The sequence below is a fragment of the Variovorax sp. YR634 genome, from assembly GCF_900106655.1.
GTDB lineage: Bacteria > Pseudomonadota > Gammaproteobacteria > Burkholderiales > Burkholderiaceae_C > Variovorax.
The window spans coordinates 239,306-250,215 of the sequence record NZ_FNOL01000003.1 but is presented as its reverse complement, the minus strand read 5'-3'; the positions used below and the strand labels follow the sequence as shown (position 1 = coordinate 250,215).

Below are 10,910 nucleotides of genomic sequence, written 5' to 3'. Positions count from 1 at the left end.
CTTAGCGGCCATGCGTGCCAATTTGCGCGTGTGTAGCATCGCGGCCTGAGATTCACCCCCGCACATCTTTCCCATGCCGAATGCAGAACAGACCCCTCAGTCGAGCTTTCTCTACTTCACGGGCCAGGGCTCGGACAAGGTCTACCAGGTGCACCTGCGCCCCAAGGACGATGGCTGGGTGGTCGACTACGGCAACGGCCGGCGAGGCGGCACGCTCTCAACCGGCACCAAGACCAGCAGCCCGGTCGCCTACGAGGCGGCGCTGAAGATCTACGACAAGGTCGTCAAGGAAAAGACGTCGAAAGGCTACACGCCCGACCAGTCCGGCGCGCTCTACACCTCGACCGACCTGGCCGGCCGCATGAGCGGCGAGCTGCCGCAACTGCCCACGCTGATCCTCGAAGAGCAGGCCGCGCGCTACTTCGACGACCCGGGCTGGGGCCTGCAGGAAAAGGCCGATGGCGAGAACCGCATCCTGCTGATCGAGGGTGAGGCGGTGCGCGGCACCAACAGGCGCGGACTGTTCGTCGACATTCCCCAGGCCTGGGTCGGCGTTGCGGATGCGCCGGCGGGGCGTACCGTGATTGCCGGCGAGCATGTGGGCGATGCCTTCATGGCATTCGACCTGCTGGAACTTGGCGGGCAAGACCTGCGCGCCGCGCCGTTCATCGAGCGCTTCGGGCATCTGCGCAAGGTCGCTGAGCTTGTTTCGTGGATGACCGTGCTCGAACTCGAACTCACCGCCGAGGGCAAGCGCCGCCGCGCCGCCGAGTTGCTGGCCGCGCATGGCGAAGGCTACGTGCTCAAGGCGCTCGACGCGCCGTTCTCCGCGGGCCGCAGCACCACCAGCCTGAAGTTCAAGTTCAACCAGAGCGCGACCTGTGAGGTGATCCGCGTCAACGCTCAGCGCTCGGTGGCCGTGGGGCTGCGCGACGAGGCGGGCGCGATGATCGACCTGGGCAACGTGACCGTGCCGCCCAACGAGGCGCTGCCGGCCGTGGGCATGCTGGTCGAGGTGCGCTATCTCTACCGCTATGCAGGCGGCAAGTTCGAGCAGCCCGTCTACAAGGGCCAGCGGCCGGACATGACGCCTGCAGACGCAGTGCTGTCGCAGGTCACGCGCATCAAGGATCGAAGCGCGGTCCTCGACGACGAAACGGCCTGAGCGCCGGTCAACCCGAAGAACCGAAAGCCGCGCGCAGCTTCGCCGCGAGCCGGTTCGCTTCAGCGGCAGTGGCGATGTTGGTGAAGCCCATCAGCAGGCCCTGGTCGGCAGGCCCCGCAACGCCGCGTGCCGACAGCGGCTGGCAGTTCAGCCCCGCCTGCTGTGCGCGGCGAGCCAGCGCCACGTCGCCTTCACGGCGCCCGTCGAATCGCGCGATCAGGTGCATGCCGCCACTGCGCAGGTCGACGCGCACCGTGTCGCCGAAGGCCTTCAGCAAGCCGGCCACGAGCATTGCGCGCCGCCGTGCATAGAGCAGGCGCATCTTCTTCAGGTGGCGCGAGAAGTGCCCCTCGCGCATGAAATCCGCCACCACGGCCTGCGTGATCTGCGGACTGCCGTTCGACCATGTGCGCGCGGCCTCCTCGAAGCGCGCACGCAGCGATTCGGGAACGACCAGGTAGCCCAGCGCCAGCCCGGGGTAGAGCACCTTCGAGAAGCTGCCCGCGTACAGCACGCGGTCGTGGCCGTCGAGGCTCTTGAGCGCCGGCAGCGGCGCTCCGGCATAGCGGTACTCGCCGTCGTAATCGTCCTCGACGATCCACGCGTTCGCCTGCGAGGCCCATTCGAGCAGCTGCAGCCGGCGAGAGAGCGTCATCGACACGCCCAGCGGCGCCTGGTGCGAGGGCGTGACGACGGCCATGCGTGCCTTCGGTGCCTTGCGCAGGCCGCGCGCGACGACGAGGCCGTCTTCGTCCACCGGCACGGGCACCGTGCGCTGGCTGGCGGCGCGCAGCACTTCCTGCGTCGGCGGAAAGCCCGGGTCTTCGATCCACACGCGGTCGTCTTTCTTCAGCAGCGTGCGCGCGACGAGCGCGAGCGATGCGCGGTAGCCGCCCGTCACCAGCACCTGCGAGGCGTGGCACGACACGCCGCGCGACACCAGCAGATAGGCCGCGATAGCTTCGCGCAGCGGGGGGTAGCCGCAAGGGTCGCCGTAGAACATGTCGGCCGCGTTCGTGGCCCGCGCACGGCGGGCCGTGAGGCGCGACCACAGCTTGCGCGGGAACGCGTCGAGCGCCGGAATGCCCAACTGCATGGGTGGCGGCTCGCCCGGCTGTTTGAGAGCATCGCCGGACGCCCGTGCATCCGTGCGCCGGGGCTCCCGCCGTGCTGCCCGATGCAGCGGCAGCGACGGCGAGACCACGGTGCCCGCCTGCCCGCGCGAAGAAAAATAGCCTTCGCCCATCAGCTGGTTGTAGGCCGTCTCGACGGTGCCGCGCGCCACGCCGAGTTCACCGGCCAAGCTGCGCGCCGATGCCACGCGGTCGCCGGGGCGCAGCGTGCCTTGTTCGATGGCGCTTCGGTAGCGCTCGTAGATCTGGCGGAACAGCGGCGTTTCTTTTGCGCGGTCGAGCTTTGGCGTCATGGCCTGGTCATTTTCAAGATTCTTGGCTCTTTTCGATGGGGCATCGTAAATCCATGATCGACTTTCCAAACAGCCTGGAAGGAAGAAGCGCAATGAGCGAGAAGGTATTTTTGGCAGGTGCCACCGGAGCGGTCGGCGCCGCGCTGGTTCCATTGCTTATCGAAGCGGGCTATACCGTGCATGGCAGCACGCGTCGCGCTGACCGTGCGGGCGTGCTGGAGGCGCAGGGCGTGCATCCGGTCGTCGTCGACGTGTTCGACGCTGCGGAGTTGCGGGCCGCGCTGGTGCGCATCGCGCCGTGGGGAGTGATCCATCAGCTCACCGACCTGCCCAAAGACCTGGATCCGGGCCGCATGGCCACGGCTGCGGTGCTCAATGCGCGTGTGCGCACCGAGGGCACACGCAACCTCGTGGCCGCCGCGCAGGCTTCGGGTGCGAAGCGGCTGGTGGCGCAGAGCATCGCCTGGGCCTATGCGCCCGGCCCCAAGCCATTTACGGAAGAGCAGCCGCTCGATACGGAGGCGGAAGGTGTGCGCCGCATCAGCGTCGACGGCGTGGTTGCGCTGGAGAAATGCGTGATGGCTGCGCAGGGCATGACTGCCACTGTGCTGCGCTATGGGCAGCTTTACGGTCCGAACACTTCGACCGATACACCCAAAGGCCCGAGCCCGTTGCACGTCGCGGCCGCGGCGCGGGCTGCGTTGCTGGCATTGCAGCGTTCGACCGGCGGCATCTTCAACATCGCCGAAGACGGCGCCGAGGTCAGCACCGAGAAGGCGAAGCGCACGCTGGGCTGGCGTGCCGATGCGCGGCTGTCTCAAGGAGCCATGCCATGAACGCGATGTCTCTCTTCCTGCGCCACCGTGCGCGCGCCGGGCTTGCGGCGCTGACTGTTGCAGCCATGGGTCGGGCATTGCTGCCGCACGCGAGCAGGCAATCGACCGTGCAGTTCATCGACGACATCTGCAGCGCCGTGAGCCGACCGATGTTCGCATCGGCGCCGGCCCCCGAAGGCTCAGCCGCCGCGGCACGGCCGCAGACCTCGACCAAGGTGATCTCCTGCGAGGCGCTGCCCAACGTGCCCGGCAAGTCGGTCACCACCGTCCTCGTCGACTTTCCGCCGATGGCCTACTCGCCGGCCCACAGGCATCCGGGCTCGGTGACCGCCATCATTCTCGAAGGCACAGTGCGCTCGCAGCTGGCCGGCGGTCCGGTAGGCGACTACAGGCCCGGCGAGACCTTCTTCGAGCCGCCGCGCACGCTGCATCTGTTCGCGGAGAACCCCGATCCGGTGAAACCTGCGAAGCTGGTGGCGGTGTTCGTGGCGGAAGAGAACTGCGGGCCGCTGCTGCTGCCACCCTGAGCTATCGCACCCGGTCTCCGTCGCGAACCGACTCCACCGCGCCGTTGTAGAAGCGAACGATGCCCAGGAAGTTGCCCTGGCCGCGGTGGTAGACCCAGTCTTCCATCGGCACGCACTGCTGCGTTGTCACTTGCTGCGCGGGGCCACCGGGGTAGGGGGACAGCACCCACGCCACCTGCGGGCGGGGCACGCAGACGAACTCCTTCGACATCGGTTCGCCGCACTTCTGCACCACAGAGAACTTGGAGTCGCCAACGCCCGAGAGCGAGCCGTTGCAACTCAGCGATTGGGCCGATGCGCTGCCGGTGTGCGCGAGAGCGAAAAGAGAAAGGAAGAGGGTGCTCGCGGCGAATTTGCGCATGGTGTCGATGGGCTCCTTGAGCAGCCTGGGACTGCGGTGGGCCCCGATAGTTTCTCTTGCCGTCATCACGACCGCGGGCCACGCAGCTTGGCGACGCCGAAGCCCAGCGCCAGAGCCGCGCAGAGAAAAACCAGCAACGCGAGCCAGACCGACCGCGTGAACGCATAGGTGCCCAGCGTGGCGCCCGCGGCGAGCGCCACGGCCAGCCATTCGAGCACCGGGTCGATCCAGCTCCTGGGCTTGCTGCTGCGTTGCGCGGCCAATGCGCGTTCGTGTTTCTCGATCTGTTGCTGGGTTTGCGGCTTTCGCGGCTTTCGTTGCCTTGGGTCGGGGAAGAGAGCTCTCAGCGCCGGCGTGGGCCATGCGTCGTCCGGCGATGCGCCGATGCCCGCCAGTTGCCAGACCGCGTCCGCATCGCGGCGCGAGAGATCCGACATGAGGCCATCGAGCACCTTCTTGTCGTTCAAGCGGTCGATGGAGGCTAGCTCGGCGCGCAGCCACGGCTCTGCATCGGCGGCATCAGGCAGCCCCTGGGTCCGCAGCAGGATGTGACTCTCGAAGCCGCGTGCGGTCCAGGCTTCGAAGCCTTCGTAGAGAGGTCGGTAGCGCTCGCCGATGGCCGCGATCACGGCTTCGCGCCGCGATGCGAGCCGCTGCAGCGCGGTGGTTTTGTCGGTGATGAGGTACGGGTAGGCGGCGTCGGCGCCGAACTCTTCCTGGCATTCCTCGCGCTCGATAGCGCTGTCTTCATCATCGATGTCGTATGCCTCGACGAAGCGTGCGTGGCGGATGTCGCTCTCGCTGAAGAGCGCCCGCCAGAACAACGGAAAGAAGGCATTGGCCTCGAGCTCCCCGCCATGGCCGAAGAAGCCGCGCCATTCGTTGCGGCTACCTTCGGGCATGCGGGGCAGGGTCGAGCTGGACAGGTAGACGGGGTGGGACATCTTCTTCGCTCCAGGCAAGGGGCGGGCGCCATCTTACGGGCCGGGCGCAGATTGCTTTCTTGTAATCCGCGCGTCAGGCGATGGCCGGATGGGCTTTCCAGAATCCAGCGGGTGCAGTTCTCATCACTCGCCATTCATCATCCCAAGGAACACCATTCATGAAACGCGCATTCCTCACCACCACCGCTTTCGCCACGTTGCTCGCCGCATCTGTCACAGGCGCCGCCGCATCGGGCACGCACGACAACGCTATCGGCAAACCCGGCGTGGCCGCCAAGGCGACTCGCACGGTCCAGGTCGACATGACCGATGGCATGCGCTTCACGCCAGCCGACATCAGCGTCAAGCAGGGCGAGACCGTGCGCTTCGTGGTCAGGAACTCCGGCAAGCTGAAGCATGAATTGGTGCTCGGCACCCAGCAGGACCTGAAGGCGCACTACGCCGCGATGATGAAAAACCCGGAGATGGAACACGCAGAGCCGAACATGGTGACGCTCGCGCCAGGCAAGACCGGCGAGGTCGTCTGGCAGTTCACCAAGGCGGGCAAGGTCGACTTCGGATGCCTGCAAGCGGGGCACTACGACGCGGGGATGAAGGGCGTGGTGAACGTGGCCAGTGCCGAGGGCAAATAGGCATGGGCGCGGCGCGATTGTTTCCGCCGCATGAACGCCGCGGTTCCTTTTGCTGCGGGTTTTTACCTACTCATCGGCTCACAATTCATCTCACAGACCAGCCCACAAGCGAATCTGGATGAACAGGCCCCGAGCGAGGTGGCCGCCCCCCGAAGGGACGGTGACCCACCCAAGACCGGTTCGAAATCATCCCGTATGCAAAGAACTGAATTGAAGGAAATCCAAATGACCGCCTCGAAGCTCCTCTCCGCCATCTCCATCGCACTGCTGGCTGCTGCCGGTGCCGCTCATGCCGAAAGCTATGACGGCGTGCATCAACTGACCTCGGCCATCAGCCGCGCCGACGTCGCCAGCCAGGCCGTGGTGGCCGCACGCAGCGGCAACCCCTATGCCGACGGCGCCAACTCGGGCCCCGTGCAACTGATCGCCTCGACGACCAGCCGCGCTGCAGTCCGTGCTGAAGCGGTGGCTGCCGCACACAGCGAGAACCCGTATGCCGAAGGCGTGACCTCGCGTGTCGCTCCGGTGCTGGCAAGCGGTGTCGATCGTTCCACCGTGCGTGCTGCAGCCCGCGCTGCTGCTCGTGGTGACGCTCTGCCGCTGTAATCGACAACGGCAACGCGCATAAATAAAAGCCGGGCCCTGCGAAAGCGGGGCCCGGCTTTTTGTTTGTTTGTCCAGGAGGCGAGCTAGTAGACGCGCTCTTCGATCGGCCCCACGCGGTCCGGATAGAACGCCACGTAGTCCTTGATCTGCGAGACATGCTCGTACGGCGACTCGTAGGTCCACACCGCATTCACCGAGCGCTCGCCGCCGGCCGGAATGCTGTAGTAGTTGCACTCGCCCTTGTACGGGCAGTAGGTTGCATGAGACGTGCGCTCGAGCAGCGACATCTTCACGTCCTTGCGGGGTATGTAGTGCACGGTTCCGAAGTGCGCCTCGCGCAGCGTCAGCGCTTCGCGCGTATCGGCGACGACACAGCCATCGACCGACACCACCACGCGAAGCGGGTTGGGTGCAATGGTGATTGGATGGTCGGGGCCGGGGGTCTTGATGGTGCGTTCTGCGGTAGCGAACATGAGAAAGCTCCTTCGGGCAATCGGGGTGACGCAAGAATCGGCGGATGCGCATCTTGCCGCGATGCCGTGGTGATTAGAAGTAGCCAGAAAATCGACCCATTCGCGACATGGTTAAAGACCGCGAATTCATTTGAATGGCTCTGGGAGCCTTTCGGATTGTGATTCAGCATGTAAGGAATACTGAAGTTCCATATCTTCGGTGCGCAGGTTGCGTGTGGTCACGAATGTGTGTGCTTCACGCATCAGCCTTCGATGAGTCGAAGGCCCACGGTACCGCCGATTACCAGCGCGATGCATGCCATTCGCGGTGCGGAAAGGGCCTCGCCGAAGAACAAAACGCCCATCAGCACCACGCCCACCGAGCCGATGCCGGTCCAGATTGCGTAGGCCGGGCCCAGCGGCAGGTAGCGCAGCGCCCTGGCCAGCAGGTAGATGCTGAGCAGCGCGGTCGATACGCCGACGACCGACGGCACGAGCCGTGTCCAGTCTTCCGATTGCTTGAGTGCGGCGGCCATCGCGATCTCGACGAGACCTGCCGCCAGTAGAAATATCCAACCCATGAAAAAACTCCTTCGATGCTGTTGCGGGTAGAGCCGAACCGGATAATTCCGGGCCGGGCACCGATCAACAAGTACGCACCTTTTGGTAACCATGGGAAATTCAAAGACGCCATCGAAGAAGTCCGCGCCTGTGGAAGAAGCCGAGACAGCACCCGCCGACGTGTGGAACGCCGACTGCCCTTCGCGCCGCGTGCTGGAGCTCATTGCCAACAAGTGGGCGCTGCTGGTCATTCCGCTGTTGCGCGGCAAGCCGCAGCGCAACAACGAGCTGCTGCGCAAGGTGGGCGGCATCTCGCAGAAGATGCTCACTCAGACCCTGCGCGACCTCGAGCTCAACGGGCTGGTGCTGCGCGAAGACCACCAGACGGTGCCGCCGCACGTCGAGTACAGGCTCAGCCCGCTCGGCCTGTCATTGAGCAAGACGCTGATCGCCGTGGACCGCTGGGCCGAGGCGAACCATGCACAGATCGACGCGGCGCGGCACCGTCAGTGATACCTTCGCCCGACCTCGAGCGATCCATCGAAGGACCGAAGTGAAGAAGAACAAACTCGCCACGTTGTTGCTCGCTGGCCTATTGGCCGCTGGCGCCTGGGCCCAGGACTGGCCCGCCAAGCCCGTGCGCGTGATCGTGCCCGCACCGGCCGGCAGCTCGCTCGACCTGATCGTGCGCACGCTGGCCGACCGCCTGCGCGTGATGTGGAGGCAGCCCGTGGTGGTCGAGACCAAGGCAGGCGCGGGCGGCCTGATCGGCATGGACACGGTGGCCAAGGCGCCGCACGACGGCTACACGCTCGGCATCGGCTTCAACGGCCCGATTGCCTTCGGCCCCTACATGTACGCACGCATGCCCTATGCGCCCGCGCGCGACCTTGTGCCCATCGTGCTCACGACCTCGCAGCCCAACGTGCTGGCGGTGCAGGCGGGCAACCCCGCGAACACGCTGCCGGAGTTCATCGAATGGGCGAAGAAGCGCGGCAGCAAGTTCAGCTATGCATCGGTGGGAGCGGGCAGTTCGTCGCATCTCACGATGGAGTTGTTTCGCAGCGCGGCGCATATCGAGGCGGTGCACGTGCCGTACTCGGGCTCGCCGCCCGCGGGGCTGTCTCTGGCGGCCGGCGACACGCAGGCGCTGTTCACGGTGGCGCCCGCGCTGCTGCCGCTGATCCAGGGTCAGCGCGTGAAGCTCATTGCCGTGACCAGCGCCAGGCGCTCTGAACTCATGAAAGACCTGCCCACCGTGGCCGAGTCGGGCTACCCGGGTTTCGAGTCGCTGGCCTGGAACGGCTTGTTCACCGCCAGCGGCACGCCGCCCGAGGTGGTGCGCCGCATCAATGCCGACGTCAACGCCGTGCTGCAGGAGCCGGCGGTGCGCGAACTGCTGGCCAACCAGGGGCTGGTGGCGGGTGGCGGTTCGCCGGAAGAATTCAAGGCCTTCATCGACAGCGAAGGCCGCAAATGGGGTGCGATCATTGCCAAGGTTGGCATCCGCCTCGACCAATAACAAGCTCACAAACCCACGCCAGAAGACTCCAGGAAGAGAAAGAACATGGAACAGCAGTTTCCCCGCGATATCTACACGGAACCCGAGCCCGATCCGCACACGCTCGCCAACCTGGGCCCGCTCACGGGCCTGGCCGGCATCTGGATCGGCAAGGCCGGCCACGACGTGAGCCCGAAGGAAGACGGCCCCGAGGCCGAGGCCTACATCGAGCACGCGGAGTTCCAGCCCATCGACGCGCAGACCAACGGGCCGCAGATCTTCTACGGGCTGCGCTACCACCTGCGCATCGTCAAGCCCGACGACGTGGAAACCTTTCATGACCAAGTCGGCTACTGGCTGTGGGAGCCCGCCACGGGCGCGCTGATCCAGACGCTGTCGATCCCGCGCGGGCTCACGGCCATGGCCACGGGGCACGCGAAGGCCGAAGACCGCAGCTTCAGGCTCGAAGCTGTGCGCGGCGGCGAGACCAACGGCATCGTGGCCAACCCGTTCCTGGAGCATGCGTTCAAGACGCTGCGCTACAGCATCGAAGTGACCATCCACGACGACGGCAGCTGGTCGTACGAGCTTGAAACGGTGCTCAGCGTGCTTGGCAAGGCCGAGCCCTTCAGCCACACCGACCGCAACACGCTGCGCAAGATCGGCGAGCCCACGCCGAACCCGACTGCACAGGCTGCGATGGCGGCAAACGCCGCAGCCTGAGCCGCTACTTCGCGAGTGCCGCTTCCACGTCCGCGTGGAACTTGGCCGAGCACCACTCGGTCGCGCCGAAGTACAGCGATTGCTGTGCACCGCTCGCGAGTGTCGATTGCGCAGACACGCCGAGCGCGAAGTCTTCGTCGAGCGCACCCCAGAACGATTCGACGTTCTTGCGCCAGTAGTTCACCGACTTCTCGGTTTTCGGCAGCTCGGGAACGAGCGTGCTCGCGATCACGCGCGAGCGCCCCGGCGATTCGGGCAGCACGGTGAACGCGTTGGCGTGGTCGCCCTCGTGCAGGATGAAAGTCGCCGGGAAGAAGTAGTAAATGATGTTCGAGTGTGGCCCCACCTGCCATGCCTGCGTGGGCGTGCCGCGCAGGCCTTCGATGCTGCGCTTGGGCAGGAACAGGCGCTGGTGCTGCCGGTCGTGGTCGGCCATCAGCAGGTTGTCGTAGAACAGCGCGGCGATGCTGTTGCGGTGCGCGTACTGGAAGTGATATGTCTCCAGGTTCGCCTCGAAAGGGATCTTCCAGTTGGCCGCGTTGTCGAAGGCGTGCTGGTGAAACGGCACCCAGCTGTCGTAGCCCCATGAGCGCAGGTCGGCGCCGAATCGGCCCAGCCAGTTGTCGATGTCGATCCTGGCGCTTTCGCCGTTCGCCACTACACGGGGGATGGCCCAGACGAAGCCCAATGCCTCCGCGACGGGCACGCGCGCCAAACTGCATTCCGAGGCTGGCGCATGCGGAAAGTCTTCCGCCGACGGGCGCCCGCGCAGCGTGCCATCGAGCCCGTAGGTCCAGCTGTGGTACGGGCAGATCAGGGCGCGTTGATTCGATGCGCCGGGCGGCTTCAACCGCGCGCCGCGGTGGCGGCAGGCATTGACGAAGCCGTTGAGTTCTCCTTCTTGCCCGCGCACGAACACCAGCGGCATGCCGGCCACGTCGATGGCGAACGAATCGCCGGCATTCGGGAGAGACGCCGAAGGGCACAGCGCCAGCGGATAGCGCCGGAAGATGCGTTCGACCTCCCGCTCATGGCGTTCAGGATCGAGATAGCGCGTCACCGGACTGACGCCCGGCTCACCGCGCTCGCTGCCGCCGGTCTCGATCAGCGCGAGAGCGCGCCGGATCAGTGCGATCTGTTCTTCATGCTGCATGCGCGCGATTGTGGCGAGCGGGT

The 10,910-nt window shown here is 65.9% G+C and carries 14 protein-coding genes; 8 read left to right on the top strand and 6 right to left on the bottom strand.

Annotated elements, in window-relative coordinates:
* Window positions 1–73: 73 nt before the first annotated feature.
* Window positions 74–1,165, top strand: coding sequence for a hypothetical protein (locus tag BLV60_RS07870; RefSeq protein WP_093052544.1), 1,092 nt, complete (start codon window positions 74–76; stop codon window positions 1,163–1,165).
* A 7-nt stretch (window positions 1,166–1,172) separates the two neighbouring features.
* Here BLV60_RS07870 and BLV60_RS07865 read toward each other — a convergent pair whose 3' ends face one another.
* On the bottom strand, window positions 1,173–2,591 hold the full coding sequence (locus BLV60_RS07865) for a MocR-like pyridoxine biosynthesis transcription factor PdxR (protein ID WP_093052541.1): 1,419 nt from the start codon (window positions 2,589–2,591) through the stop codon (window positions 1,173–1,175).
* A 92-nt stretch (window positions 2,592–2,683) separates the two neighbouring features.
* Between BLV60_RS07865 and BLV60_RS07860 the strand changes: the two genes are divergently transcribed.
* Both BLV60_RS07860 and BLV60_RS07855 read left to right on the top strand, forming a co-directional pair.
* On the top strand, window positions 2,684–3,427 hold the full coding sequence (locus tag BLV60_RS07860) for an NAD-dependent epimerase/dehydratase family protein (protein WP_093052538.1): 744 nt from the start codon (window positions 2,684–2,686) through the stop codon (window positions 3,425–3,427).
* Window positions 3,424–3,954: a cupin domain-containing protein gene (locus BLV60_RS07855; RefSeq protein WP_371127356.1), complete on the top strand. Its 531-nt coding sequence runs from the start codon at window positions 3,424–3,426 to the stop codon at window positions 3,952–3,954. Before BLV60_RS07860 ends, BLV60_RS07855 begins: the two co-directional genes overlap by 4 nt.
* Window position 3,955: 1 nt before the next feature.
* Here BLV60_RS07855 and BLV60_RS07850 read toward each other — a convergent pair whose 3' ends face one another.
* Complete coding sequence (locus BLV60_RS07850) at window positions 3,956–4,315, bottom strand: DUF2845 domain-containing protein (RefSeq protein ID WP_093053185.1); 360 nt, start codon at window positions 4,313–4,315, stop codon at window positions 3,956–3,958.
* Window positions 4,316–4,380: 65 nt separating this feature from the next.
* Window positions 4,381–5,259, bottom strand: coding sequence for a hypothetical protein (locus BLV60_RS07845; protein ID WP_143042551.1), 879 nt, complete (start codon window positions 5,257–5,259; stop codon window positions 4,381–4,383).
* A 158-nt stretch (window positions 5,260–5,417) separates the two neighbouring features.
* Between BLV60_RS07845 and BLV60_RS07840 the strand changes: the two genes are divergently transcribed.
* The gene (locus BLV60_RS07840; RefSeq protein ID WP_093052532.1) at window positions 5,418–5,891 is read left to right on the top strand and encodes a cupredoxin domain-containing protein; all 474 of its coding nucleotides are present in this window, start codon (window positions 5,418–5,420) and stop codon (window positions 5,889–5,891) included.
* Window positions 5,892–6,116: 225 nt separating this feature from the next.
* Entirely contained in the window at window positions 6,117–6,497 is a 381-nt protein-coding gene (locus tag BLV60_RS07835) for a helicase SNF2 (protein WP_093052530.1), read from the top strand.
* 83 nt (window positions 6,498–6,580) lie between these two features.
* Here BLV60_RS07835 and BLV60_RS07830 read toward each other — a convergent pair whose 3' ends face one another.
* Both BLV60_RS07830 and BLV60_RS07825 read right to left on the bottom strand, forming a co-directional pair.
* On the bottom strand, window positions 6,581–6,970 hold the full coding sequence (locus BLV60_RS07830; RefSeq protein WP_093052527.1) for a DUF427 domain-containing protein: 390 nt from the start codon (window positions 6,968–6,970) through the stop codon (window positions 6,581–6,583).
* Between the two features lie 242 nt (window positions 6,971–7,212).
* Window positions 7,213–7,530 (bottom strand): DMT family transporter, encoded by a 318-nt coding sequence (locus BLV60_RS07825; protein ID WP_093052522.1) that lies wholly within the window; start codon window positions 7,528–7,530, stop codon window positions 7,213–7,215.
* A 91-nt stretch (window positions 7,531–7,621) separates the two neighbouring features.
* On the opposite strand from BLV60_RS07825, the gene BLV60_RS07820 reads away from it, so the two are divergent.
* Genes BLV60_RS07820 through BLV60_RS07810 form a run of 3 tightly spaced genes read left to right on the top strand, consistent with a single transcriptional unit; the run spans window position 7,622 to window position 9,734 of the window.
* The gene (locus BLV60_RS07820) at window positions 7,622–8,023 is read left to right on the top strand and encodes a winged helix-turn-helix transcriptional regulator (RefSeq protein ID WP_256328894.1); all 402 of its coding nucleotides are present in this window, start codon (window positions 7,622–7,624) and stop codon (window positions 8,021–8,023) included.
* A gap of 40 nt (window positions 8,024–8,063) precedes the next feature.
* Entirely contained in the window at window positions 8,064–9,032 is a 969-nt protein-coding gene (locus BLV60_RS07815; protein ID WP_093052516.1) for a Bug family tripartite tricarboxylate transporter substrate binding protein, read from the top strand.
* 45 nt (window positions 9,033–9,077) lie between these two features.
* On the top strand, window positions 9,078–9,734 hold the full coding sequence (locus BLV60_RS07810; RefSeq protein ID WP_093052514.1) for an FABP family protein: 657 nt from the start codon (window positions 9,078–9,080) through the stop codon (window positions 9,732–9,734).
* A gap of 4 nt (window positions 9,735–9,738) precedes the next feature.
* Here the strand turns inward: BLV60_RS07810 and BLV60_RS07805 are convergent, their stop codons facing one another.
* Window positions 9,739–10,887 carry an aromatic ring-hydroxylating oxygenase subunit alpha gene (locus tag BLV60_RS07805; RefSeq protein WP_093052511.1) on the bottom strand — a complete coding sequence of 383 codons (1,149 nt, stop codon included), beginning with the start codon at window positions 10,885–10,887 and terminating at the stop codon, window positions 9,739–9,741.
* Window positions 10,888–10,910 lie beyond the last annotated feature (23 nt).